The sequence below is a fragment of the Bradyrhizobium sp. 31Argb genome (assembly GCF_043638955.1).
GTDB lineage: Bacteria > Pseudomonadota > Alphaproteobacteria > Rhizobiales > Xanthobacteraceae > Bradyrhizobium.
In genome coordinates, this window is the sequence record NZ_JBEGDB010000008.1 from 50,851 (window position 1) to 75,305 (window position 24,455).

Sequence of the window (24,455 nt, forward strand, 5' to 3'; positions counted from 1 at the left end):
GAAGCTCAGTCCAGCGAGCCTTGGGTGAAGAAATGCTTGCGGATGCGCTGCACCAGCTCCATGAAGACCGGATCCGACATCGCATCCAGCAAGCGCGGTCGCGGCAGCGGCACATCGTAGATCGCCGCGATCGCACCGGGACGCTCGGTCATCACGAGCACGCGGTCAGCCAGGAACACCGCCTCGGGAATCGAGTGCGTGATCAGGAGCACCGTCTTGCCGGTCTCGCGCTGGATCCGCATCAGCTCGACATTCATGCGCTCGCGCGTCATCGCGTCCAGCGCGCCGAACGGCTCGTCCATCAGCATGATCTTCGGGTCATGCACCAGAGCGCGGCAGATCGAAGCGCGCTGCTGCATGCCGCCGGAGAGCTGCCACGGCAGCTTCTTCTCGAAGCCTTCGAGGCCGACCAGCTTCAGAAGCTCTTTCGCCCGCGGCAGATACTTTTCCCGCGGCAGCTTCTTCATGTCGATCGGCAGCATCACATTGGAAAGGATGTTCCGCCACGGGAGCAGCAGCGCGTGCTGGAAGACGATGCCGACATTGCCGTGCGGCTTCGTCACCGGCTCGCCCTCGACCAGGATCTCGCCTGATGTCGGCGGCAGCAGCCCGGAGATCATCTTCAGCAAGGTCGACTTGCCGCAGCCGGATGGGCCGACCACGACGAAGAACTCGCCTTGGTTGATGTGGAAGTCGAGCGGCCGCAGCGACGGCACATCGCCGTCGCGCGAGCGGTAGGTCTTGGAGACTCCGGACAGCTTGATGCCGGATGCCTCGCCGGCGGCACGGTCGGAAACCAGGCGCAGATGCGCGGCCGGTTGATCCATATGGCTCTGTGTCGCCGGCTTCATTGCAGGTGCTTTCACGAGTCGCCTTTCGGCAGATAGTCGTTGGTGTAGAAGGCCTTCGGATTGGCCTTGGCCTTGGCATCGAGGCCGCCATATTCGACCATGAGGTCGACGGAGTCCTTCATGTTCTGGTCGGTGACCTGGAACGGCCGCTTGGTCTTGGTCTCTTCGGTGCGATAGAGCGGGATTGTCAGCTCAAAGCCCTGCGTCAGCGTGTCGATCTTGCCGCCCTTGGGGTTGGCATCGAGGATCGACTGCGCCGCCGCCTTCGGCTCCTTCTCGGCGGCTTCCACCGCCTTGGTCGTCGCCGACATGAAGCGGCGAACGAGATCGGCGTTCGCCTTGACGTAGTCGCTGTTGGCGATGATGCCCGAGGAGACCAGATGGATACCGTAATCGGCGAACTTGATCGGATAGACGTCCTTGCCGGTGGCGTCCTTGATCTTCATCGACTGGTCCATGACGTAGCCGAGCAACATATCAGCCTGACCGTTGATGACCGCGTTCAGCTTGGTCTGGCCGTCGCCGGCAACCGTCTGGAAATCGCTCTCCTTCAGGCCGGTCTTCTTCAGGAACAGCGGCCAGATCTGCGTCATGGAATCCGCCGGCGTGATCGCAACCGTCTTGCCCTTGATGTCCTCGGGTTTCCTGATGTTCTTGTCGATGAATCCCATCGCCGACATCGGGCTGGTCTGTAGGAGCACGCCGGTCGCGATGACGGGCGCGCCCTTCACCGCCGCGCGCATCATCGTGGGAATATCGACATAGCCGAAATTGGCGGTCTTGGCGGCCACCGCCTGCGTGGTCGCGGCCGAGCCGCGGCCTTCCTGGATTTCGAGGTCGATGCCCTCGGCGGCATAGATGCCCTTGGCCTTGCCGTAATAGAACGGCGCGTGCTCGCCATAGACATACCAATTGAGCATCAGCACCACCTTGTCGGCGGCCGATGCCGGAAGCACCGATATCGCCGTCCAGGTCAGCGTCGCCAAGACCACAGCTATCAATCGCATCTTGTTCTCCTCCCTCTCCCCAAAACCTCTTGTTGTTGTCCTTCTGAATAACTCACGAAGCGAAAATAATGTCCTCGCGCTGGCTGACATGCCAGGGAATAACCAGGCGTTCGATGCGGTCGACGATCCAGAACAGGATGACGCCGAGCAGCGCCAGGATCACCAGCGCTGCGAACATCGTCGGCAAGTCAAAGGTTCCAATCGAGCGCTGCATCACGTAGCCGATGCCGGAATTGGAGCCGACGAACTCGCCGACGACGGCGCCGACCACCGCCAGCGTCACTGACACTTTCAACCCCGAAAAGATCGCGGGCATCGCATGCGGCAGGTTGACGGCGCGGAACACCTGGAAACGGCTGCCCTGCATCGCACGCGCGAGATCGACCATATCCGGATCGACCGACTTGAATCCCTGCACGGCCGAGACCACCACCGGAAAGAAGCCGAGCAGGAACGCCGAAATTACCTTCGGAATGATGCCGAACCCGAACCAGACCACGAACAGCGGCGCGATCGCGATCTTCGGCACGGACTGCGAGAACACCAGCAGCGGATAGACATAGCTCTCTACCGTCCTCGATCCCGCGATCAGCATCGCGACGGGAATGCCGAACAGCGCCGACAAGAGGAAGCCGCAGACCGTCGCATAGGTCGTCGGCCACGACTGCCGCAATAGTTCCGGCCAGTCCGTTCGCAGCACGGCGACGACGTCGCCCGGCGACGGGATCTGATAGGCGGGAATTTGGAACAGGCGGATGGCGAGGTCCCAAGCCGCCACGATGAACACCAGGAACAGAAATGGGCGCACCCACGCCGCATTCAGCAGCCTCGACAGGCCACCCGCTTCCTTGCTCTCCGCCACGTTCCGCTTCCCTGCTTGACCGTTTCTCGGATTGGAAATTAACCCGTTGGATAAATACTGTCCAGCCCGATTTCGCGCGGCATTTTGAGCGCATTCGGTCGTCATGGCCGGGCTTGACCCGGGCATCCACGCCTTATGGACTTGGAAAAACGTGGATGGCCGGGTCAAGCCCGGCCATGACGACGCAATGCAACAATTTCGCGCTTCGCTAAACCGCCTGCTGCGCGGTCACCTGCAGCTTCGGCGCCTTGCTCTTCCCGAACGCTGCGATCGACTTCCCCGTCAACGCCGCCAGCACCAGCGCAATCATGTGCTCCAGCCGTTCATCGCGGGCGTCCTTCGACAAGAGATCGCGGCCGAAGATCACGCTCAGCGTCGCGCTGTTGGAGAGATAGAAGAAGGCGAGCGCGGCAATCGAGATGTAGAGCTGCACGGGATCGACCGCGGCACGGAAATCGCCGCTCTTCACGCCGCGTGTCAGCACGGTGCGGATCATCTCGACGAACGGCGAATGCATCGATTTGACCTTGGTCGAACGCTTCAAATGCCGCGCTTTCGCAAGGTTCTCGGTATTCAGCAGCGCCAGGAATTCCGGATTGCGGATGAAATAGTTCCAGGTGAAATCGATCAACCGCGCGATCGCCTCGGGCGGCTCGAGATGCTCGAGATCGAGCCCGCGTTCCTCGGCGCGGATCTTCTCATAGGCGCCTTCGAGCACCTCGAGGTAGAGGTCCTCCTTGTTGCCGACGTGGTAATAGAGCATGCGCTTGTTGGCGCCGGCCTTCTTGGCGATGCTGTCGACGCGCGCGCCGGCGAGCCCATGAGCGGCGAACTCCGCCTTCGCCGCTTCGAGGATGCGCAGCCGCATCCCCTCGGGGTCACGCTGCCACTTCAGAGTTCGCTTTGTCTTGGCCAATCGGATCGCTCAATTTCAGTCGAAGGATTGGATGTAGCACGACCGAGAGCGTTTGAGAATGAATCTCCGTTATGGATACCCGCCTCCGCGGGGAAGACACCGAGAATGATGAGAGAGCCGCGAACTCGAATCTGTCCCCTCACCCTGAGGAGACCGCGCAGCGGTCGTCTAAGGGCGAGGCCACCAGCGGGGCCTGATCCTTCGAGACGCGCGTTCCGCGCTCCTCAGGATGAGGGGTTAGCGCCAGCCAGACGCCGCAAGAATCGTTACTCTACCTTCGGCGGCAACGGCTGCACCAGCAGCGTCGGGACGCTGCAGGTGCCGGTGCGCACGGTCATCACGCGCGTGCCCGGCTTGCGGCCGGTGCGGATTTCCGAGACGTCGACGCCGGCGGCAACGAGCCGCGCATGGGTGGCGTCGATGTCGGTGACGCGCCAGCAGATGCCGCGCAGGCGGTCCGGCGCATCGGCCTCCGTTTTGCCGGGCTTGTGCGCGACCTCGACGATCAAATCGCCGCAGCGGAAGAACATCAGCCGGCCCCAATCTGCGTGCGAACGATCGAGCGCCATGTCGAGGCCGAGGCGGGCGCCATAGAGCGCGGCGGCGCGTTCGGGATCGGCGGTCGCAACCACCACGTGATCCATCGCGGTGATGCCCGCGGGCTGGGTGCGGACCGAAAGCGGGCGCTCCCGCTCCCGCTCGAGGAAGAACATCCGCACGCCGCGCGTCGCATCGGTGGCGGCGCGCGTGCGCTTCCACGATAGCGTCGCGCCGGAGATCTCGTCCTGGCTCTCCACCTCCGAGACCGGCTCCGGCCGCAGCGTCAGCCGCTCCAGCCTCCGATGCATCTTTTCGATGTCGTTGGTGCGGAAGCACAGGCTCGCGAGCCCCTCGCCCTGCGATGCCAGCACCGCGCGGATGCGGCCCGCGTTCTCGCTCTCGCCGCTCGGCGCCATCAATTCCACCGACGTGTTGTCGAGCGTGAACAGCACCCGCGCGGCGCCGTCGCTGACGTTCTTCCACGCTGGCGAGCGCGCGAACAGCGTCTCGTAGGCCGCCGTTGCCGCCTCGATATCTCCGGTGAGGACGACGACATGGTCGAGCGCGGCGATCATGGGAACAGCCCTCGCGTGTTCTTGGCGGCCCGGACTTTCTCCACCCCGATCGCCATCGCCGCGGTGCGATGCGGGATGTTGTCGGCCTTCGCGCGCTTCAGCATCGTCTCGAATGCGCGGTCGAGGATCTGGTATTCACGCCGCATCACCTCCTCCTCTTCCCAGAACAATTGCTGCAGATCCTGCACCCATTCGAAATAGCTGACCACCACGCCGCCGGAATTGCAGAGAATATCGGGAATGAGGAAGATATCATTGCGCTTGTCCAGGACGAGATCAGCCTCCGGCGTGGTCGGACCGTTGGCGCCTTCCGCCAGCACGCGGCACCTGAGCTTGGCGGCGACGCGAGCGTCGATCACGCGCTCCATCGCCGCCGGCACCAAGACGTCGCAGGGCAGCGTCAGCACCTCGGCAGGATCGAAATGCAGTTCGTTGGAGAAGCCGGCGATGCTGCCATGCAGTTGCGCATGGTGCATCAGCGCGGGGATGTCGAGGCCTTTCTCGTCATAGAGCGCGCCGGTGTGGTCGGAGACCGCCGTTATCTTGAGCCCGTAATGATGCAGTTCCAGCGCCGCATAGGAGCCGACATTGCCGAAGCCCTGGACCACGGCGGTGGCGCCGGAGGGATTGATCGCAAGCTCCTTCAGCACCCGCCTCGCGAGATAGGCGACGCCGCGCCCGGTCGCCTCCCGCCGGCCGAGGGTGCCACCGGAGGAGACCGGTTTGCCCGTGACGATCTCGGTCACGGTCTGGCCCTGGTACATCGAATAGGTGTCCATGAACCAGGCCATCACCTGCTCATTGGTACCCATGTCCGGGGCCATCACGTCAGTATGCGGGCCGACGAAGGGAATCATCTCCTGCATGTAGCGACGCGACAGCGATTCCAGTTCGCGCTTGGAGATCTGGGTCACATCGACATTGACGCCGCCCTTGGCGCCGCCATAGGGCAGGCCGACGAGGGCGCATTTCCAGCTCATCCAGATCGCGAGTGCGGCGACCTCGCCGATATCGACGGAGGGCGCAAAGCGGGTGCCGCCTTTGGTCGGGCCCATGGTGAGGTGGTGCTGGACGCGATAGCCCTCGAACACCGCCACCGTGCCGTCGTCGCGGTGGATCGGGCAGGAGACGGTGACCGACCGCTTCGGCATCAATAGCCGCGCGCGCTCGTCCATGGGGATTTCGAGATGGTTGGCGATCACGGTGAACTGGTTCGCCGCCATCTCGAACACCGGCCCGGAATATACAGTCATCGCCCTACCCCCATTGTCTTACAACCAGGAACTTAAGACAGCCGCCGTCCGTTATCGGACGGCATGCTGACAAAACCGGGAACGGTGGTAGTCCCCCGACTTGGCCATCTCAAGCCGCAAAGACGGCATGGTTGCGAATAATTTCAGCGAACGCACATAATATCCGGTGCTAAGCTGAAGCTGCCGCCGGGATCACCCATCACCCCACGACGGAAAACGAATGCAGGCTCTCTTCATCGGACAGACCTATATCGACGTCACCTTCATCACCGACCATCTGCCGACCGGCGACGAGAAACATGTGGCGGACGCCTATGCGGTCTCCTTCGGCGGCAATGCCGTCACTGCGGCATTTTGCTGCGCCAAGCTCGGCATCGTGCCGGACCTGATCGCCACGATGGCCAACGACTGGCTGGGGCGGATGTTCTGGGACATGGCCGCGAAATATGGAATCTCCGTCCATCCGCGCAAGGTCAACTCGTCCTCGCTGTCCTTCATCATGCCGAAGGATGGCAAGCGCGCCATCGTCCGCTGCCGCGACGACGAGCATATCCATCCCTTCCCGCTGTTGAACCTGAAGGGCTGCCGCGCGCTGCATATCGACGGCCACCAGCCGGACGCTGCCATTCATTATGCAAAGCTTTGCCGCGAGGATGGCATCCTGACCTCGCTCGACGGCGGCGGCCTGCGCACCAACACCCATGAGCTGTTGGAATATATCGACGTCGCGATCGTCGCCGAGCGCCTCTGCGAGCAGATGGACCTGACGCCGGAAAAGATGCTCGATTATCTCAAGGGCCGCGGCTGCCGGGTTGGCGGTGTGACGCAGGGTGAGAAGGGCCTGCTATGGTATGACGAGGCCGGCGTGGTTCGCACCATCCCAGCGCTGCCGATCCCGCGCGAGCGCGTGATCGACACTAACGGCGCCGGCGACGTGTTCCACGGCGCCTATATCTATTCCTACCTCGCGCATCCCGGCAAAACCTGGAAGGATCATTTCGAGTTCGCGCGGGCCGCCTCGACCTACAAGATCCAGAAGCTCGGCAACGAGGCGGGACTACCCTCGCTTGCCGACATCGAGGCGGTGAAGCAGGAGTTCCAGGTTGGCGCGTAACGTCAGCGCATAAGGGAGCGCTTGTCAGCATGGGACGTGTTTTTGTCGCCGGCAGCATCAACATGGATGTGGTCGCGACCGCCGAGCGCCACCCGCGCGTCGGCGAAACCGTCGCGGGCAGCGCCGTGCTGTATTTCCCAGGTGGCAAAGGCGCCAACCAGGCTGTCGCCGCCGCCAAGCTCGGCGCGCCAACCACGCTGATCGGCCGGCTGGGTAAGGACGCTTTGGGAGCGCAGTTGCGGACGTTCCTCGCAGCCCAAGGCGTCGACCTCAGCTTCGTCAAGGACACGCCCGAGACGCATACGGGCACCGCGATCATCACCGTTGCGGATGCGGACAACACCATCGTCGTGGTGCCCGGCGCGAATGCGCTGGTCGATGCCGACGATGTCGCGATGCCCGTGCTGGCAAAGGGCGACATTGCGGTGAGCCAGTTCGAAATCCCGCAGGCGACCATCACCGCCTTCTTCAAGAGCGCCCACGCCGCCGGCGCCACCACGATCCTCAATCCGGCACCGGCCAGGGAATTCGATAACGAATTGCTCGACCTCGTCGATATCCTCGTCCTCAACGAGACCGAGCTCGGCCTCCTGACAGGGCGCGAGCTGCGCGACAGCGACGATTACACCCGCTTCATCGATGCAGCCCGTTCACTGGCAGGGAGCGACAAGATCATCTGCGTCACGCTCGGCAAGCGCGGCGTGCTCGCGCTGGCAGAAGGTGAGTCGCTGATGGCACCGGGGCGCGAGGTCAAGGCGATCGACACCACGGGCGCGGGTGATTGCTTCGTCGGCGCACTGGCCTCGCAACTCGCGGGCGGCAGCAACCTTCGTGATGCGCTGGGTTATGCGAACGTCGCAGCATCAATTTGTGTGCAACGAATGGGCGCTGCCCCGTCGATGCCGACGGCGGCAGAGGTAACACGTGTGCTGGATGCGTAGGGTGGGCAAAGGCGTCAGCGCCGTGCCTACCATTTTACGCTCCGCAAGGGATGGTGGGCACGCTGCGCTTTGCCCACCCTACGAATTCACGTCAATGCGCTCTTGAGATCAAAAGACGGGTCGGCCGCCTGCTCCGGCGAGATCGAGCGATTGGCGCCGAGCAATCTCCGGCCGAACATGTGATCGCCGGCGCGGTTGACGGATTCGATGCCGACGAGATGGCCATCGCGGTAACAAAATGCCGAGAACTGCCCCTGCTCGCGGTCGCCGCGCACAACGACGCGATCATAGCCGGTGGTCAGGCCTGCCATCTGCAATTTGTCCGGCCCCTGGTCGCTCCAGAACCATGGCAGCCCATCATAGGCCTTGGCATGGCCCGTGAGCCGCGCGGCGATGCAGCGCGCATGGTCGGTCGCGTTCTGTACCGACTCCAGCCGCAGCGAGCCGCCGAACCGCTCGCTCTTGTAGAGCGCGCAATCGCCGATGGCCGAGATATTCGGATCCGAGGTGAGCAGGTGCTCGTCGACGATGATGCCGGATGCCGCCGGCAAGCCGGCTTCCGCCGCGATCTCGACATTCGGCAATACGCCGACGCCGACCACGACGAGGTCGGCAGGGATATGCCGGCCATCGCTGAGGCTGACGCCGGTCACCCTGGCGCCATCGGCCTCGATGCTCGTGACTTGAACGCCGAGATGGATACGGATACCCGTGGCCGTGTGCCGCGAGTGGAAATAGTCGGAGATTTCCGCCGTCACCGCACGCGCCATGACACGCCCCGCCAGTTCGACCACATCGACCTCGAGGCCTTTCGCGCGCGCGGTCGCGGCGAACTCCAGCCCGATGAAGCCGGCACCGATCACGACGACGCGCAGGCCGGGCTTGAGCAGATGCCGCAGCGCCTCGCTCTCGTCCAGGGTGCGGAGATAGCGCACCGCTTCCAGATTGGCATTGGGGATATCGAGCAGCCGGTTGCGCGCGCCGGTCGCAAGCACCAGGTGACCGTAATCGAGCGGCGCGCCGGAATGGAGCGTGAGCTTTCGCCCGACCCGGTCGATCGAAACGGCACGGTCGGTAATCAACTCGATGCTCTGGTCGAGATAGAATTTTCCTGGTCGGAACATCAGCGTCTCCGGCCCGCCGGTTCCCTTGAGGTAAGCCTTGGACAAGGGGGGCCGCTGGTATGGCAAATGGCCTTCGTCATTGAGGAGCGCGATGCGCTCGGCAAAGCCGTCCTGCCGCAGGGAAGCCGCAAGCTGGAAGCCGGCATGCCCAGCGCCGACGATGATCACCGGTCCTGCCGTCATCGCGACAGTCCGTTTGCAGACGCACAGGAGCAACCCATGCCGTTTCCTCTCTCCGCTGATGTGGCTTGCTCGCCTTGTCCTCGCGGCGCTCGTGTCCGCGTCTCAGACGATGGCGGACGCCATTTGGCCCCATGCTTTGCCGCGACGCAAGAGCGTTTCCAGCGGCGAAACGAAATAAGGCGCCATTTTGGGGCGGCTGGGATTGTCACTCCTCCCCTCGGCGACTTAAATGCCCGAAACGCCCTGACTGGGAGGCCCCTCATGCCGACACCCGACGTTACTACCACCGAACCGGCGCTGCTCAACATCGACGGCGCGATTGCCACGATCACGCTCAACCGGCCGGCGGCCTTCAACGCGATTGATCTGTCAATCGCAAAGAAGCTCGAGCAGTTTGGCGCTGAAGTCGAGGGCAACAACAATATCCGCGTGCTGGTGATCGAAGGCGCAGGCCGCGCTTTCTGCGCCGGCGGCGATCTGCAAACCATTGGCGCGGCTGTTGACGCCAATGATGTCAACTCGGTCGTCGGCGAGCTGCTCAAGCACTATCACACCTTCATTGCGACGCTTCGGCGGATGCCCAAGCTGGTGCTGGCGAGCGTGCACGGTTCGGCGGCGGGCGCCGGCCTGTCGCTTGCCTTTGTTGCCGACCTCTGCATCGCGGCCGAAGACGCCCGCTTCACGCCTGCCTATGCCAAGATCGGCGTCTCGCCCGACGGCGGCGGCACCGTCGGCCTTGCCGCGAGCGTCGGTCCCCGTCGGGCCCTGCAGATCTTCCTGGCCGAGGACGGTTTTTCGGCGGCGCAGGCTTACGATTGGGGCCTCGTCGCGAAGGTCGTTCCGGCGGTCGAGCTGAAAGCCGCGACGCGGGAGTTTGCGCTGAGGCTCGCGCAGAACGCGCCGGCTGGACTTGCCGCGACAAAGGCCCTGATCCACCGCGCGCCAACGACGCCGATCCAGGCGCAACTCGACGCCGAGCGCGATGCCATCATCAACTGCATGCAATCGGACGAATTCCGCATCGCCGTGAAGAAATTCACCAGCAAGTCGAAATAGGTTGGAGTCCTACTCCTTCCCACCAACACGCATGAAATCGAAATCGCAGCCTTCGTCAGCCTGCAGGATGGTTTCGTTGAACAGGTGCGCATAGCCGCGCCTGGCCCAGTCGGGCGTAGCCCGCTGCGGCAGCGCCGCGCGGCGCTTCTGCAGTTCAGCCTCGTCGACCAGAAGATCGATGCGGCGCTTTGCGACGTCGAGCTGGATCATGTCGCCGTTCTTCACGAGCGCGAGCGGACCGCCGACGGCGGATTCAGGCGTGATATGCAGCACGATGGTGCCGAATGCCGTACCGCTCATGCGCGCATCCGAAATCCGCACCATGTCCTTTACACCCGCACGCGCAAGCTTCCTGGGGATCGGCAGATACCCAGCCTCGGGCATTCCGGGCGCGCCCTTGGGCCCGGCGTTGCGCAGCACCAGCACGTCGTCGGCGGTGACATCCAATTCGGGATCATCGACGCGGTGCGTCATATCCTCCACGGATTCGAACACGACCGCGCGCCCGGTATGCTGCAACAGCTTCGGACTGGCCGCTGATTGCTTGATGACCGCACCGCGCGGCGCGAGATTGCCGTGCAGGATCGCCATGGCGCCCTCGGCCTTGATCGGATTCTGGCGCGAGCGGATCGCATCCTGCCCCGGCACCTCCTCGGCCGTCGCGACCACTTCGCGCAGCGTCTGCCCGGTGATGGTCCTCGCATCGAGATCGATGAGATCGCCGAGTTGCGCCATCAGTTTCGGCACGCCGCCGGCGTGGTGGAAATGCTCCATGTAATGCTCGCCCGACGGCTTCAGGTCGACCAGCACCGGCACCTCGCGGCCGAGCTTGTCGAAAGCTTCGAGGTCGATCTTGTATGGCGAGCGATGTGCGATGGCAGTCAGATGGATGAGACCGTTGGTCGAACCGCCGATCGCCTGCATCACGACCTGCGCATTACGGAACGACGCCGGTGTCAGAATCTCGCTCGGCTTCGGCCCCTTGGCCTTTGCCATCGCGGCGGCGACCCTGCCGCTCGCTTCCGCCGAACGGAATCGCTCAGCGTGCGGCGCAGGGATGGTCGCGCTCATCGGCAGCGACAGGCCGAGCGCCTCGGTGACGCAGGCCATGGTGGAGGCGGTGCCCATCACCATGCAGGTGCCGACCGATGGCGCGAGCCGGCCATTGACCGCCTCGATCTCGTTGTCGTCGATCTCGCCGGCGCGATATTTGCTCCACAGCCGCCGGCAATCGGTGCAGGCGCCGAGCACTTCGCCCTTGTGATGGCCGACCACCATCGGCCCGACGGGAATGACGACCGTCGGCAGATCGGCGCTGACGGCGGCCATGATCTGCGCTGGCAGCGTCTTGTCGCAGCCGCCGATGACAACGACCGCATCCATCGGCTGGGCGCGGATCATCTCCTCCGTATCCATCGCCATCAGATTGCGCAGATACATCGAGGTCGGATGCGCAAAGCTTTCCGCGATCGAGATCGTCGGGAACACGAACGGCATCGCGCCTGACAGCATCACGCCGCGCTTCACCGCCTCGAGGATTTGCGGGACGTTACCGTGGCAGGGATTGTAGTCGCTATAGGTGTTGGTGATGCCGACGATCGGACGGTCGAGCGCGTCGTCCGAATAGCCCATCGCCTTGATAAAGGCCTTGCGCAGGAACAGGGAGAACCCGGCGTCGCCATAGCTCGTCAGCCCCTTGCGCAGTCCTTCAGCCATTTCTTCATCCTTTCGTCTTGTTGCGGGCACTAACGGAGTGCGGCGGCCGTTGTCAACGTCGGATGCCTGAGCGCATCACTTCCAGTCGATGACCCGGCTTTTGTCGCCGTCGAACTCCATGCCGCAGAACGCGCCGCCCTGGTAGAAGTCGCCGACGGGATCGGGCGGCAGTTTGGCCTGCTCAGCCATCGCATGTTCCCGGAAATCTTCCGCGCGGCCGGTCGGGCGGTAGCCGAGATCGTAGGCACGGTGATTGTCCCACCAGGCGCGCTCGTTGTAGGAGGCGCCGTAAAAGATCTCGAAATGGATGCCGGGATGCTCGAGCCCGATGCGGCAGAGCTGCACCAGATCCTCCGGCTTCAGCCAGATCGAGAGCCGGCGATGATCGAGCGGTTTGTCACCAAAATTGCCGATTCGCAGGCAGGTCACCTTCAATCCATGCTTGTCGGCATAGAGCGCGCCGACCGCTTCGCCAAACACCTTGCTGACGCCGTAGCGGCTGTCGGGACGTGCCGTCACATCGGTACCGATGCGGTGATGGCGCGGATAGAAGCCGACCGCGTGGTTCGAGGAAGCGAAGATCACGCGCTTCACACCCTTTTTGCGAGCGGCCTCGAACAGATTGTAGCAGCCGATGATGTTGGACTGGAGGATAGAGTCCCAGGGGCCCTCGACCGAATAGCCGCCGAAATGCAGGATGCCGTCGACGCCTTCGCAGATCGCCTCGACCTGTTCGAGATCGGCGAGATCGGCAGCCTTGAACGTTTCGTTTGCGCCGAGATCGGCCGGCGTCTTGAGATCGCTGAGCACGAGGTCGGGATAGATCGGCGGCAGCAGCTTGCGCAGGCTGGTGCCGATACCGCCGGCCGCGCCGGTCATCAGGATGCGTGGCATTTCGTCCCCCGTTTCTTCCCTCGTTGTTTCAGCCGATTTGCGGTCGGTGTCCGACAATGATAGCAAAATGAGGCGCGAGGAAACATCACAACGAGAACAGCAAATGTCCGATACGTATTCCGCCGGCTGGCGTCCGGCGACGTTCTATCCTGATCCCGCGATCCATGCGCTCGATCCGCGCTTCGAGAAATACTGGCTCAAGCTCTCGGCGGTAGAGCGGCTGGCCACCGGCCTGCGCTGGGCCGAGGGCCCGGTCTGGTTCGGTGACGGGCGTTACCTCCTGTGCAGCGATATCCCGAACCAGCGCATCATCAAGTGGGAAGAGGAGACCGGCGCGGTCAGCAATTTCCGTAAGCCCTCCAACTTCGCCAACGGCAACACCCGCGACCGGCAGGGTCGGCTCGTCACCTGCGAGCACGGCGGCCGCCGCGTGGTGCGCACCGAGTATGACGGATCGATCACGGTGTTGACGGACTCCATCAACGGCAAACGGCTGAACTCGCCCAATGACGTTGTCGTGAAGTCCGACGGCTCGATCTGGTTCACCGATCCCACCTTCGGCTTGCTCGGCGATTACGAAGGCTACAAGGCCGAGTCCGAGATCGATGCCAACGTCTACCGGATCGACGGCGAGACCGGCAAAGCGACCATCGTCGCCGAGGGCGTTTTGGGGCCGAACGGTCTGTGCTTCTCGCCGGATGAAAAGATCCTCTACATCGTGGAATCCCGCGGCGTACCGAACCGCAAGATCCTTGCCTATGACGTCGCGCCCAATGGCGACAAGATTGCCAACAAGCGGGTCTTCGTCGATGCCGGCCCGGGCACGCCCGACGGCATGCGTTGCGACATCGACGGCAACCTCTGGTGCGGCTGGGGCATGGGCGATCCCGAACTCGACGGCGTCGTCATCTTCGCGCCCGACGGCGTCATGATCGGCCGTATCGCCTTGCCGGAGCGCTGCGCCAACCTCTGCTTCGGCGGCTTGAAGCGCAACCGCCTGTTCATGGCCGCCAGCCAGTCGATCTATGCGCTTTACGTCAACACGCAAGGCGCGCTCGGCGGGTAGAAACACGGCGCCGGGGCGAAGGCCCCGGCGCCGCAATAGTGTCGTGAAAGGCTTACGCCGCGTTGAAGCCGGCGACGGCCTTCACCTCGAGATATTCTTCGAGACCGAACTTGCCCCATTCGCGGCCGTTGCCGGACTGCTTGTAGCCGCCGAATGGCGCGGTCCGCTCGTTCGGAACGCCCTGCAGGTTGACATTGCCGGCGCGGATCTGGCGGCCGACCTTGCGCGCGCGCTCCACCGTGCCGGCGGAGACGTAGCCGGCAAGACCATAGGGCGTGTCGTTGGCGATGCGCACCGCGTCTTCCTCGTCCTTGGCGCCGATGATGGTCAGCACCGGCCCGAAAATCTCTTCGCGGGCGATCGTCATCTCATTGGTGACGTCGGCGAAGATGGTCGGACGGACGTAGAAGCCCTTGTTGACGCCCTCGGGCAGGCCCGGGCCGCCAGCGACGAGCGTGGCGCCTTCGTCGATGCCCTTCTTGATCAGCGCCTGGATCTTGTCCCACTGGCCGCGGTTGACGACCGGGCCGATGGTGGTGCCGTCGCCGCGGGGATCGCCGGCCTTGGTCTTGTCGGCGACGCCCTTGGCGATCGCGGCCACTTCCTTCATCTTCGACAGCGGCACGATCATCCGCGACGGCGCGTTGCAGGACTGGCCGGAATTGTTGAACATGTGCATCACGCCGCCAGTCACAGCCTTCACGAGGTCGGCGTCGTCGAGGATGACGTTCGGCGACTTGCCGCCGAGCTCCTGGCTGACGCGCTTCACGGTCGGCGCGGCGCGCTTGGCGACATCGACGCCGGCGCGGGTCGAGCCGGTGAACGAGATCATGTCGATATCCGGGTGCTCGCTCATGGCGGCGCCGACTTCGGGGCCGAGACCGTTGAGCAGGTTGAACACGCCCTTCGGCACGCCGGCTTCATCGAGGATTTCGGCGAAGATCAGCGCCGAGGTCGGCGTGAACTCGGACGGCTTCAGGATCATGGTGCAGCCCGCCGCGAGCGCCGGCGCGACCTTGCAGGCGATCTGGTTCAAGGGCCAGTTCCAGGGCGTGATCATGCCGATGACGCCGACCGGCTCGCGGACGATCACGGCGGTGCCCATGGTCTCCTCGAACTCGTACTTCTTGAGCACTTCTAAGGTGTTCATGAGATGGCCGAGGCCGGCGCCGGCCTGCAGCTTCTCCGCCATCGGCAGCGGGGCGCCCATCTCGTCGGAGACGGCGGCGCCGATCTCCTTCATGCGGCGCTTGTAAACCTCGACGACCTTGGTCAGCAGCGCAACGCGCTCCTCGCGGCTGGTCTGCGAATAGGTCTCGAAGGCGCGCTTGGCGGCAGCCACCGCCTTGTCGACGTCGGCCTTGGAGCCGAGCGCCACTTCGTACATCGCCTCTTCGGTCGCCGGATTGATGACGGGGGTGGACTTCTTGACGACGGGATCGACCCAGGCGCCGTCGATATAGAATTGCAGGCGGTTGACCATCGGAAACCTCTTGTGCGGGGCGTATGGAGAACAGAACGGAAGCGTTCGGCAGGCATCCTTGCACGAAAGCTTGATGAGTTGAACCCGCCATATGCGGTGCGCCGACAGGCGGCGGATACCGGATATAAGATCAGCCCCGCGATGGTGGCAAGACGGCCCGCTGTCGCTCCCTCCCCTCTCCCTCCTCCTGTCTCACACCGCCATTTTGCGGTGCCGCACCGGGGCGCCGACGGTTACCGTTTCGGCGGCGTCGATGATGGCGTTGGCGTCGATGCCGTGGTGGCGGTAGAGGTCGCCGATCGAGCCGGTCTGGCCGAAATGCTCCACGCCCAGCGCCTCGACGCGATGGCCGCGCACGCTGCCGAGCCAGCCGAGCGAAGCCGGATGGCCGTCGAGCACGGTGACGAGACCGCAGTCGCGGTGCAGGGCCGAGAGCAGCTTTTCGACATGGCTGAGATGCTGCACGCCGCGCCGGTCGCGGCGCAAATTCCGCGCCGCGGTCCATCCGGCATGGAGCCGGTCGGCGGAGGTGATCGCAAGCAGGCCGACATCGCGATGGCTCTCGCCGATGAAGCCAACCGCCTCGATCGCCTCCGGCCCGACCGCGCCGGTATAGGCGACCACGATATCGCAGTTCGGCCCCGGCCGCCGCAGCCAATAGGCGCCGTCGGTGATGTCGCGCTGCAGCTCCGGCGTCATGATCCGCTGCGGCTGCTCGATGGTGCGGGTCGACAGCCGCAGATAGACCGAGCCGCCGTCGGCGCCCTCGCGCTGCATGTGCTGGAAGCCGAAAGCCATCATCACCGCGAGTTCGTCGACGAAGGCAGGCTCGAACGCGGCGAGCCCATCCTGGCCGATGCCGATCAGCGGCGTCTTGATCGACTGATGCGCGCCGCCTTCGGGCGCCAGCGTCACGCCTGACGGCGTCGCCGCCACCATGAAGCGCGCATCCTGGTAGCAGGCATAGTTCAGCGCATCGAGGCCGCGCTCGATAAAGGGATCATAGAGCGTGCCAACCGGTAGCAGCCGCTCGCCGTTGATCTGGTGCGACAGCCCGAGCGCCGAGAGCAGGATGAACAGGTTCATCTCGGCGATGCCGAGCTCGAAATGCTGTCCTTTCGGCGAATATTCCCAGGTGTAGGCGGAGGGGATCTTCTCCTGCCGGAACAGATCGTGGTTCTCCGCCTTTGCGAACAGGCCGCGGCGATTGACCCAGGCGCCGAGATTGGTCGACACGGTGACGTCGGGCGACACCGTGACGATGCGCGCGGCGAGCGCGCTGTCGCCGCGCGCGATCTCGTTCAGCACCAGGCCGAAACCCTGCTGCGTCGACATCTGCGCCGACGGCTTGAGGGCGAGCTGCGGCGGCACCTCGATCGCGGGCGCGTCCAGCCGGCGGCGTCCCTCGCGGTTGAATGGCGCCTCGCTGAGGAACGCTTCGAGCGCGGCGGGATCCTGCGACAGGCCTTCGAACTTCTCCCACTCGTGGCCCGGCCGGATGTTCTGGCTGGCGCGCCATTTCTCCATCTGCGCGACCGTCATCAGCCCGGCGTGATTGTCCTTGTGGCCCTGGAACGGCAGGCCGACGCCCTTGATGGTGTAGGCGATGAAGCAGACCGGGCGATCATGGTCGATCGATTCGAACGCCTCGATCATGCTCGCCATGTCATGGCCGCCGAGATTGGACATCAGCGCCAGCAGCTCTTCATCGCTGCGACGGTCGATCAGGGCAGAGACCGGTCCCTGGTCGCCGATGTCGTCCCGCAGATGCTTGCGGAACGCGGCGCCGCCCTGGAAGCAGAGCGCAGCATACATCTGGTTCGGGCAATTATCGATCCAGCGCTTCAACGCCTCCCCGCCCGGCTCGGCGAAAGCCTCGAGCATCAGCTTGCCGTATTTGACGATCACCACGTCCCAGCCGAAGTTGCGGAACATGGTTTCGAACTTGGCCCACAATCCTTCGCGCACGACGGCATCGAGCGACTGCCTGTTGTAGTCGACCACCCACCAGGTGTTGCGCAGGCCGTGCTTCCAGCCCTCCAGCAGCGCCTCGAAGATGTTGCCTTCGTCCATCTCGGCGTCGCCGACCAGCGCGATCATGCGGCCCTCGGGCCGGTCCTTCATCCAGCCATGCGATTTGACGTAGTCCTGCACCAGCGAGGCGAACAGCGTCTGCGCCACGCCGAGCCCGACCGAGCCGGTGGAGAAATCGACGTCGTCGGCATCCTTGGTCCGCGACGGATAGGACTGCGCGCCCTTGTAGCCGCGGAAATTCTCCAGCTTCTCGCGGCTCTGATGCCCGAACAGGTACTGGATCGCATGGAACACCGGGCTCGCATGCGGCTTCACGGCGACGCGATCCTGCGGGCGCAGCACCGAGAAATAGAGCGCCGACATGATGTTGGCGAGCGAGGCTGACGATGCCTGATGGCCGCCGACCTTCAGCCCATCGGCGTTGGGGCGGATATGGTTGGCGTGATGGATCGTCCAGGACGACAGCCAGAGCACTTTCCGCGCCAGCGCGGACAACAGCTCCAGGCGAGCGGGCGCAATTCCCATGACCATGCTCCGGGCGTGATTCAATATGCGCCGATTTTAGCGGGGGAGCCATCGGCAAAAATCTCAAATCCTTGCGACATACCTTCCAGGATTGGGATAAATTCCCACGTCCTGCCTCCAAACTGCGAGTTCATCCCAATGCCAGCGCTAGACGCCATCGACCGCAAGATCCTCAGCCTGCTGCAGACCGACAGCCGCATGACCATGCAGGAACTCGCCGACAAGGTCGGCCTGTCGGTCTCGCCGTGTCACCGCCGCGTGAAGCTTTTGGAGCAGCGCGGCGTGATCACGCGCTATATCGCGACCGTCGACCAGAAGGCGCTGGGACTGCATGTCTCTGTCTTCATCTCGATCAAGCTGGCGCGGCAGAAGGAGGAAGACCTCAACCGCTTCGCGCGCGCGATCTCGAAATGGGACGAGGTTCTGGAATGCTATCTGATGACCGGAAACCGCGACTATCTCCTGCGCGTCGTCGCCGCCGACCTCTCCTCCTATGAGACCTTCCTGAAGAACAAGCTGACGCGGCTCGACGGCATCGCCTCGATCGAGTCGAGCTTTGCATTGAGCCAGGTGAAGTACTCGATCGCGCTGCCGGTGTGAGGCGGAGCTACGATTCCGTAGGATGTCGTCCCCAGCGAAGGCGGGACCCATAATCACAGGGAGATGTTGTGGCGCGAGCCACCACTCTTTCCACCGTCATTGCGAGCGCAGCGAAGCAATCCATTTCTCCGCAAGCGGCACTATGGATTGCTTCGCTGCGCTCGCAATGACGGGGATGGGTTCGGATTCAAATTTCAAACAGCGTGAGGATGTGAGTTCGCGTTCTCGCAGCACGACGTGCCCGAGCTTTGCTTCAGTTTCCGCCCTCGCATCGATCAGAGGGCGCAGGGAAAGCCGGGTGCTGGTTGCACCCGTGGGTCCCGTGCAACAAAAAGCACGGGGGTAGGACCACAGGTTCAACCGAAGCATTCCGGCTTTCCCTGCGCGATGGTGTTACGACTTACTTCGTGCTCTCCCCGGTGACCGGGCTTTTTTGCCACCGTCACTTCACAAGAAGCTTAGCGCCAGCGTCGGGGCGCCAGGACCACACGACTTCGCCGTCCGCGAGTGCCACGCTCGTCAGTCGTGACACTCTCGTCCACCGCATCTCACCGCAACGTTCGTGACGATCGCGACCCGCCCCTCTCTTGGGTGAGACGCGCGGAGTTAAATCACTGATTTGCCCGACGGCGAAAGCGGAATGTTTTTCGCGCGAGGGCTGGACAGACTTTTGCTGATTTGCCCGTCGGGTTGTTATGTCGCACCCAAGGCAACCCACATCGTCATTGCGAGCCAACGGGTCGCAATGACGGCGGTGGTTGAGGCGACGCCCGGCTACCCAATTCAATGTGCTGAGGACACCAATTTACGCGGTGAGGAATTAGCGGCCGCCGCGCGCTCTCACGGCACCATGCTGCTGTGGGCCAATTGCTTCGTGACGGGCCGTTCGCTGTGCGGCGAACCCAAGGCGGTCCAGATCGCGGCGGCGAGCGCCAGCGCGGTCAGGATGTAGGGGGCAGCATTCGGGCTTCTGTTTTTCATTCGTCTCATCCGGCGAGTGGGCGAGCGTGTGCCGAACAGATGTTCGCTGCATGAATACTTTGTCGGTATTAGGACGGCGCCCAAACTTAGCCACTAAAAAGTATTTGATTTGGGGTGACGGAATCGTCCATGCGATCACCCCATGACAGATTCATGACACGGGGACCTTGTGTGACTGCCCAACCGCCAAGACTTCACGAAAACAGCAAACGTCGCAAATCGGCCCAGGAAGCGGTGGCCCGTTCGCTCGAGCGCGAACTGGACTTTCTGGCCGAAGAGCGAAAAGAGCGTGCCCAGATGCTCGGATTGGATCCGACCTTGGTCGCGCCGAATCTCAGCAAGCCGGCTGAGTAGCGGACCGCTAGATCATGATTCGATTAGACGGAATTCGGATCATGATCTCATCTCTTTGTTTGAGCATGATCTTTTCGGAAAACCGGTTTCCAATTTTCCGGATCATGCTCTAGATGTCGGGCAGGCCGATCAACCTGCCCGGCCCACCAGCCGGTTGACGATAGCAAACCGACGGACAACGAGACGGAACCCGCGAATTGCGGGTGGAACGTCGGCGATACAACCACCGGTTCCGCGGTCGCGACGAAGCCGCGCGCCCCGCGTCCGTCAGCCGCCGGATCTTGCGAAGGGAATGCGGCCTTCGGCCAGCGCGAACAATTTGTGCGGATCACGCAGCACGATGCGCTGGCGGCCACCTTCGACGAGGCCCTGCTGCTCCCATGCGCTCAAGATGCGGCTCACCGTATGCAGCGTGGTGCCGGTCATCTCCGCGACGTCCTGGCGGCTGATCGGAAAATCGATCTCGACGCCGGTCTCGATCCTGCGACCGGCCTGCTTCGCGAGGCGAAGCAACGCATGCGCAACGCGCTGCTCGACCTGCTCGCTCGACATCTCGATGACACGGGCCTGCGTATCCTGCAGCCGGCTGCCGACCGTCTGCAGCGCGCTCGCCACGAGGCTCGGGAACTTTGAGGTCAGGCGCGGCCACGCCGCCGATGGCCAGCACAGCGCGATGCTCTCGACCGCGGCGACCGCGGTCGCCGGATAATGCTTCAGCGCCAGCGCCTGCGCCACGCCGAAGATCTCGCCCGGGGAGACGTAGCGGACGACGATCTGCTGTCCCTGCGGGGTGGTCTTCTCCACACGGAGATGGCCGTGCAACAGCACGAAGAACGAATCGGCCTCCGCACCCTGGTGAAAAACCGCGCTGTCCTTCGGATACCGGACGGAGCGCGCTTCCCGCAGTACTTCGTCGAGCTCGGCGGGGCCAAGCCCGGCGAACAGCGCGACATCGGCCACGACCGATCGGTCCACGGGCGGCATGGTGCTCTCTTCGTACGAAACCAGTGGCGCGGAACCTAGAACCGGAGGCCCCGCGAGGCAACTAGGGGCCGAACCGGAGGGCCGTTGCCCACATTCCTCCGGAACGTTGTCCTGACGCAAATCGCGCAGGGTCTCGGAACGCTAAGGCTCAATACACCCACGCCGAGGCGGGAGAGTAGCAACAAGTCAACGAGCGGATGGCAGCCATGTCGATCCCAAGATTGCGCCAGTATCAGGGCCCGGCCGTGCTCTCCTACGGCTTCCGGCCGTTCTTCCTGCTCGGCTCGGCCTATGCCGGCGCGATGATCCTGATCTGGCTGCCGGTGTACGAAGGTCATCTGGCCCTGACCACGGCATTCTCGCCGCGCGACTGGCATGTGCACGAGATGCTGTTCGGCTATGTCAGCGCCGTGATCGGCGGCTTCCTCCTGACCGCCGTGCCGAACTGGACGGGACGACTGCCGCTGCAAGGCAATTCGCTCGCAACGCTGGTCTCGACCTGGATCGCCGGCCGGATCGCGATCTTCCTCTCTGCTTCGATCGGATGGGCGGCCACCGCCGTGATCGATGTCGCGTTCCTCACACTGCTCGCGATGGCGGCGGCGCGCGAGATCGTGGCGGGACGCAAGTGGAGCAACCTCCCGGTCGTGGCGATCGTTTCGCTGCTCTCGCTCGCCAATGTGGCCTTCCACATCGAGGCGCATCTCAACGGGCTCGCCGATTATTCGACGCGGTTTGCGATCGCACTGGTGATCATGCTGGTCACGCTGATCGGCGGCCGCATCGTTCCGAGCTTCACGCGCAACTGGCTCGCACGCCAAACCGCCGGCCAGATGCCGGCGCCGTTCGGCCGCTTCGACAGCATCACGGTCGCGCTCGGCGGCATCGCGCTGCTGGCCTGGGAGGCGATGCCATCGGGCTGGCTTACCGCGGCGCTGCTGTTGCCCGCCGGCGTCTTCCATCTGATCCGGCTGGGCCGCTGGGCCGGATACCGGACCCTGTCCGACCGCCTGGTGCTGATCCTGCATCTGGCCTACGCCTTCATACCGGTGGGCTTCATCCTGACCGGGCTGGCCGCGATCGACCTCGTTCCGGTCGGCGCCGGCATCCACGCCTGGACCGGCGGCGCCATCGGCGGGATGACGCTTGCGGTGATGACCCGCGCCACCCTCGGCCACACCGGCCGCGCGCTGCAGGCTTCCGCAGGCACACAGGTGATCTATGCCGCGATCGTCACTGCCGCGCTCGCGCGCATCTGCGCCTCGCTCGAACCGTCGCATATGATCCCGCTGCTGACGGTGGCCGGTGCTGCCTGGGCGATCGCCTTCATCGGCTTCGTTGCGCTCTACGGCCCCGCATTGTGCTCGCCGCGAAAGGCGTGACGTTTCGACGCGGATTTGCGGTGTTTGAAGAGGTGATCGACTGCAGCCGGAAGGTCCTGCAGCCGTAGCCTATTAGGGGCAATTTCACCAATTCGCATTAATCCTTTCGGAACCATCGGCGGCCGAAGCCGCCGAAAGCTCCAGAACAGGTGTGCGATGCTCGGCAATCTCAGAATTTCCTCCAAGCTGATGATCATGGTCGGGATTTCGGTGCTCGGCATCGTCACTGTGGCCTTTGTCGGCCTGCAGGCGCTGAAGAACAATCTGCTCGAGGATCGCAAGGCCAAGCTGCAGGACCTGGTCCTGCTCGCCAAGCAGACGGTGGAGCAGGACTACCAGGCCGCCAAGAAGGCCGGCCTTTCCGACGCGCAAGCACTCGAACGAAGCAAGACGCTGCTGCGCACGCTGCGCTTCGGCAAGGACGACTATTTCTATGCCCTGGGCAAGCAGGGCCTCGTCGAGTCGCATCCGAATCCGAAGGTCGACGGCAAGAACCTGATGGATACGGCTGACACGGACGGCGTGTTCTACACCCGCCGGCAGGTCGAAATGGCTCCCCTGGGCGGCGGCTTCGTGCAGTACCGCTTTACACGCGTGGCCGGCGGCGAGCCGGTGCCGAAGATCTCCTATGCGACCGAATTCAAACCCTATGGCTGGGCCATTGCCGGTGGCGTCTATCTCGACGACATCGATGCGATCTTCTGGTCGGAGGCGCGCTGGATCGGGTCGATCCTCGCTGTCGCGCTGCTGCTCGTCGCCGGCATGTGCTTCCTGATCGGGCGCAGCATCGTCGGCCCGATCACCGGCATGACCGCCGCCATGCGCAAGATCGCCGACGGCGCGACCGATACCGTGATCCCCGCGCAGGAGCGCCGCGACGAAGTCGGCGCCATGGCGCAGTCGGTGCAGGTGTTCAAGAACAACATGATCGATGCGGCGCGGCTGCGCGGCGAACAGGACGAGATCAAGAAGCAGGCCGAAGCCGAGCGGATCAACCTGCTCGGCAAGATGGCCGACGAATTCGAGAACAGCGTCCGCAGTTCGCTCGATGCGCTGGCGGGCGCCGCGGCCGGTCTGCGCACGACCTCGAACAGCATGTCGGGCGCGGCCTCGGAAGCAAGCCGCCAGGCGACGACGGTTTCCGCCGTCGCCGAACAGGCCTCCGCGAATGTGCAGACCGTGGCCGCGGCGACGGAAGAATTGTCATCCTCGGTCTCCGAGATCGGACGCCAGGTCGCGGAGTCGACCCGCGTCGCCCAGCAGGCGGTGGAAGAGGCCAACCGCACCAATGTGACGGTGCAGGGCCTCTCGGCGGCGGCGCAGAAGATCGGCGACGTGATCAAGCTCATCAGCGATATCGCGAGCCAGACCAATCTGCTGGCGCTGAACGCCACCATCGAGGCGGCGCGCGCCGGCGAGGCCGGGCGCGGCTTTGCCGTGGTGGCGAGCGAAGTCAAATCGCTGGCGAGCCAGACTGCGAAGGCGACCGAGGAGATTTCCGCGCAGGTCGCTGCGATGCAGGGCGCGACGACGGACGCCGTGCAGGCGATCGAAGGCATCGGCGGCACGATCGGCGGGATCAACGAGATCACCACCGTGATCGCGGCGGCGGTCGAGCAGCAGGGTTCGGCCACCAAAGAGATCGCCCGCAACGTGCAGCAAGCCGCGCACGGCACCAGCGCGGTCTCCAGCAATATCGGCGGCGTCACCCGCGCCGCGGGCGAGACTGGCACAGCCGCGGGCAAGGTGCTGGATTCGGCGGAAGAGCTCAACAAGCAGGCGGCGATGCTGCGAAGCAAGGTCGACGGCTTCCTCGCCAATATCCGCGCGGCGTGAGGAATAGAGCAATCGCCGATCAGGTTGAAAGGCAGCCCAGGTGAAGCTGCGCTCCCTCTCCCGCAAGCGGGAGAGGTGAAGATTCAGCCTGATCGGATCATGCTCTAGGCCGTGTGGACTCTTGGGATTCTCAAATCAGATTGAACGTGATTCAAGGCTTTCTTTTAGGAGGAAGCCT

General features: G+C 63.9%; 20 protein-coding genes. 7 read left to right on the top strand and 13 right to left on the bottom strand.

Features of this window, described 5'->3' with window-relative positions:
* Window positions 1–5: 5 nt before the first annotated feature.
* The 6 genes from AAFX91_RS02970 to AAFX91_RS02995 form a co-directional block, all read right to left on the bottom strand.
* Window positions 6–851 carry an ABC transporter ATP-binding protein gene (locus tag AAFX91_RS02970; RefSeq protein ID WP_130578910.1) on the bottom strand — a complete coding sequence of 282 codons (846 nt, stop codon included), beginning with the start codon at window positions 849–851 and terminating at the stop codon, window positions 6–8.
* Window positions 852–862: 11 nt separating this feature from the next.
* A complete protein-coding gene (locus tag AAFX91_RS02975) occupies window positions 863–1,858 on the bottom strand; it encodes an ABC transporter substrate-binding protein (protein WP_130578886.1) in 996 nt (331 codons plus the stop codon).
* 52 nt (window positions 1,859–1,910) lie between these two features.
* Entirely contained in the window at window positions 1,911–2,720 is an 810-nt protein-coding gene (locus tag AAFX91_RS02980; protein WP_130578885.1) for an ABC transporter permease, read from the bottom strand.
* A 208-nt stretch (window positions 2,721–2,928) separates the two neighbouring features.
* Window positions 2,929–3,636 carry a TetR/AcrR family transcriptional regulator gene (locus tag AAFX91_RS02985; RefSeq protein WP_245476101.1) on the bottom strand — a complete coding sequence of 236 codons (708 nt, stop codon included), beginning with the start codon at window positions 3,634–3,636 and terminating at the stop codon, window positions 2,929–2,931.
* Between the two features lie 266 nt (window positions 3,637–3,902).
* Window positions 3,903–4,751: a VOC family protein gene (locus tag AAFX91_RS02990; protein ID WP_130583788.1), complete on the bottom strand. Its 849-nt coding sequence runs from the start codon at window positions 4,749–4,751 to the stop codon at window positions 3,903–3,905.
* Window positions 4,748–6,004, bottom strand: a complete 1,257-nt coding sequence (locus AAFX91_RS02995; protein ID WP_130583787.1) for a Glu/Leu/Phe/Val dehydrogenase — start codon at window positions 6,002–6,004, stop codon at window positions 4,748–4,750. The genes AAFX91_RS02990 and AAFX91_RS02995 overlap by 4 nt, the downstream gene beginning before the upstream one ends.
* Window positions 6,005–6,224: 220 nt before the next feature.
* Between AAFX91_RS02995 and AAFX91_RS03000 the strand changes: the two genes are divergently transcribed.
* A complete protein-coding gene (locus AAFX91_RS03000) occupies window positions 6,225–7,118 on the top strand; it encodes a sugar kinase (protein ID WP_130583786.1) in 894 nt (297 codons plus the stop codon).
* Between the two features lie 29 nt (window positions 7,119–7,147).
* A complete protein-coding gene (gene rbsK, locus AAFX91_RS03005) occupies window positions 7,148–8,059 on the top strand; it encodes a ribokinase (RefSeq protein WP_130583785.1) in 912 nt (303 codons plus the stop codon).
* 86 nt (window positions 8,060–8,145) lie between these two features.
* Here rbsK and AAFX91_RS03010 read toward each other — a convergent pair whose 3' ends face one another.
* Window positions 8,146–9,366, bottom strand: coding sequence for an NAD(P)/FAD-dependent oxidoreductase (locus AAFX91_RS03010; protein ID WP_130583784.1), 1,221 nt, complete (start codon window positions 9,364–9,366; stop codon window positions 8,146–8,148).
* 261 nt (window positions 9,367–9,627) lie between these two features.
* On the opposite strand from AAFX91_RS03010, the gene AAFX91_RS03015 reads away from it, so the two are divergent.
* The gene (locus tag AAFX91_RS03015; RefSeq protein ID WP_394565489.1) at window positions 9,628–10,422 is read left to right on the top strand and encodes an enoyl-CoA hydratase/isomerase family protein; all 795 of its coding nucleotides are present in this window, start codon (window positions 9,628–9,630) and stop codon (window positions 10,420–10,422) included.
* A gap of 9 nt (window positions 10,423–10,431) precedes the next feature.
* Here the strand turns inward: AAFX91_RS03015 and AAFX91_RS03020 are convergent, their stop codons facing one another.
* Together AAFX91_RS03020 and AAFX91_RS03025 are read right to left on the bottom strand one after the other, a co-directional pair.
* Entirely contained in the window at window positions 10,432–12,138 is a 1,707-nt protein-coding gene (locus tag AAFX91_RS03020) for an IlvD/Edd family dehydratase (protein ID WP_130583792.1), read from the bottom strand.
* Window positions 12,139–12,213: 75 nt separating this feature from the next.
* Window positions 12,214–13,032: an NAD(P)-dependent oxidoreductase gene (locus tag AAFX91_RS03025; RefSeq protein WP_130583791.1), complete on the bottom strand. Its 819-nt coding sequence runs from the start codon at window positions 13,030–13,032 to the stop codon at window positions 12,214–12,216.
* A 103-nt stretch (window positions 13,033–13,135) separates the two neighbouring features.
* Between AAFX91_RS03025 and AAFX91_RS03030 the strand changes: the two genes are divergently transcribed.
* The gene (locus tag AAFX91_RS03030; protein WP_130583790.1) at window positions 13,136–14,098 is read left to right on the top strand and encodes an SMP-30/gluconolactonase/LRE family protein; all 963 of its coding nucleotides are present in this window, start codon (window positions 13,136–13,138) and stop codon (window positions 14,096–14,098) included.
* A gap of 52 nt (window positions 14,099–14,150) precedes the next feature.
* On the opposite strand, the gene AAFX91_RS03035 is transcribed toward AAFX91_RS03030, so the two are convergent.
* Both AAFX91_RS03035 and AAFX91_RS03040 read right to left on the bottom strand, forming a co-directional pair.
* Entirely contained in the window at window positions 14,151–15,581 is a 1,431-nt protein-coding gene (locus AAFX91_RS03035; RefSeq protein ID WP_394565490.1) for an aldehyde dehydrogenase family protein, read from the bottom strand.
* A 192-nt stretch (window positions 15,582–15,773) separates the two neighbouring features.
* Window positions 15,774–18,140 (bottom strand): transketolase, encoded by a 2,367-nt coding sequence (locus AAFX91_RS03040; RefSeq protein ID WP_394565491.1) that lies wholly within the window; start codon window positions 18,138–18,140, stop codon window positions 15,774–15,776.
* Between the two features lie 138 nt (window positions 18,141–18,278).
* On the opposite strand from AAFX91_RS03040, the gene AAFX91_RS03045 reads away from it, so the two are divergent.
* Window positions 18,279–18,740, top strand: coding sequence for an Lrp/AsnC family transcriptional regulator (locus AAFX91_RS03045; RefSeq protein WP_394565492.1), 462 nt, complete (start codon window positions 18,279–18,281; stop codon window positions 18,738–18,740).
* 840 nt (window positions 18,741–19,580) lie between these two features.
* On the opposite strand, the gene AAFX91_RS03050 is transcribed toward AAFX91_RS03045, so the two are convergent.
* Both AAFX91_RS03050 and AAFX91_RS03055 read right to left on the bottom strand, forming a co-directional pair.
* Window positions 19,581–19,721 (bottom strand): hypothetical protein, encoded by a 141-nt coding sequence (locus AAFX91_RS03050; protein WP_282530063.1) that lies wholly within the window; start codon window positions 19,719–19,721, stop codon window positions 19,581–19,583.
* 621 nt (window positions 19,722–20,342) lie between these two features.
* Window positions 20,343–21,059: a Crp/Fnr family transcriptional regulator gene (locus tag AAFX91_RS03055; protein WP_394565493.1), complete on the bottom strand. Its 717-nt coding sequence runs from the start codon at window positions 21,057–21,059 to the stop codon at window positions 20,343–20,345.
* Window positions 21,060–21,265: 206 nt separating this feature from the next.
* Between AAFX91_RS03055 and AAFX91_RS03060 the strand changes: the two genes are divergently transcribed.
* Both AAFX91_RS03060 and AAFX91_RS03065 read left to right on the top strand, forming a co-directional pair.
* Entirely contained in the window at window positions 21,266–22,441 is a 1,176-nt protein-coding gene (locus tag AAFX91_RS03060) for an NnrS family protein (protein WP_394565494.1), read from the top strand.
* A 156-nt stretch (window positions 22,442–22,597) separates the two neighbouring features.
* A complete protein-coding gene (locus AAFX91_RS03065) occupies window positions 22,598–24,277 on the top strand; it encodes a methyl-accepting chemotaxis protein (protein ID WP_394565495.1) in 1,680 nt (559 codons plus the stop codon).
* Window positions 24,278–24,455 lie beyond the last annotated feature (178 nt).

Excerpts from the sequence above, each read along its gene's own strand:
- AAFX91_RS03035 (WP_394565490.1), bottom strand. The coding sequence starts at position 15,581 with ATGGTCAACCGCCTGCAATTCTATATCGACGGCGCCTGGGTCGATCCC.
- rbsK (WP_130583785.1), top strand. The coding sequence starts at position 7,148 with ATGGGACGTGTTTTTGTCGCCGGCAGCATCAACATGGATGTGGTCGCG.
- AAFX91_RS03060 (WP_394565494.1), top strand. The coding sequence starts at position 21,266 with ATGTCGATCCCAAGATTGCGCCAGTATCAGGGCCCGGCCGTGCTCTCC.
- AAFX91_RS02970 (WP_130578910.1), bottom strand. The coding sequence starts at position 851 with ATGAAGCCGGCGACACAGAGCCATATGGATCAACCGGCCGCGCATCTG.
- AAFX91_RS03000 (WP_130583786.1), top strand. The coding sequence starts at position 6,225 with ATGCAGGCTCTCTTCATCGGACAGACCTATATCGACGTCACCTTCATC.
- AAFX91_RS03025 (WP_130583791.1), bottom strand. The coding sequence starts at position 13,032 with ATGCCACGCATCCTGATGACCGGCGCGGCCGGCGGTATCGGCACCAGC.
- AAFX91_RS03055 (WP_394565493.1), bottom strand. The coding sequence starts at position 21,059 with ATGCCGCCCGTGGACCGATCGGTCGTGGCCGATGTCGCGCTGTTCGCC.
- AAFX91_RS03015 (WP_394565489.1), top strand. The coding sequence starts at position 9,628 with ATGCCGACACCCGACGTTACTACCACCGAACCGGCGCTGCTCAACATC.
- AAFX91_RS03040 (WP_394565491.1), bottom strand. The coding sequence starts at position 18,140 with ATGGGAATTGCGCCCGCTCGCCTGGAGCTGTTGTCCGCGCTGGCGCGG.
- AAFX91_RS03050 (WP_282530063.1), bottom strand. The coding sequence starts at position 19,721 with ATGAAAAACAGAAGCCCGAATGCTGCCCCCTACATCCTGACCGCGCTG.
- AAFX91_RS03010 (WP_130583784.1), bottom strand. The coding sequence starts at position 9,366 with ATGACGGCAGGACCGGTGATCATCGTCGGCGCTGGGCATGCCGGCTTC.
- AAFX91_RS03020 (WP_130583792.1), bottom strand. The coding sequence starts at position 12,138 with ATGGCTGAAGGACTGCGCAAGGGGCTGACGAGCTATGGCGACGCCGGG.
- AAFX91_RS03065 (WP_394565495.1), top strand. The coding sequence starts at position 22,598 with ATGCTCGGCAATCTCAGAATTTCCTCCAAGCTGATGATCATGGTCGGG.
- AAFX91_RS02995 (WP_130583787.1), bottom strand. The coding sequence starts at position 6,004 with ATGACTGTATATTCCGGGCCGGTGTTCGAGATGGCGGCGAACCAGTTC.
- AAFX91_RS03030 (WP_130583790.1), top strand. The coding sequence starts at position 13,136 with ATGTCCGATACGTATTCCGCCGGCTGGCGTCCGGCGACGTTCTATCCT.
- AAFX91_RS02990 (WP_130583788.1), bottom strand. The coding sequence starts at position 4,751 with ATGATCGCCGCGCTCGACCATGTCGTCGTCCTCACCGGAGATATCGAG.
- AAFX91_RS03045 (WP_394565492.1), top strand. The coding sequence starts at position 18,279 with ATGCCAGCGCTAGACGCCATCGACCGCAAGATCCTCAGCCTGCTGCAG.
- AAFX91_RS02975 (WP_130578886.1), bottom strand. The coding sequence starts at position 1,858 with ATGCGATTGATAGCTGTGGTCTTGGCGACGCTGACCTGGACGGCGATA.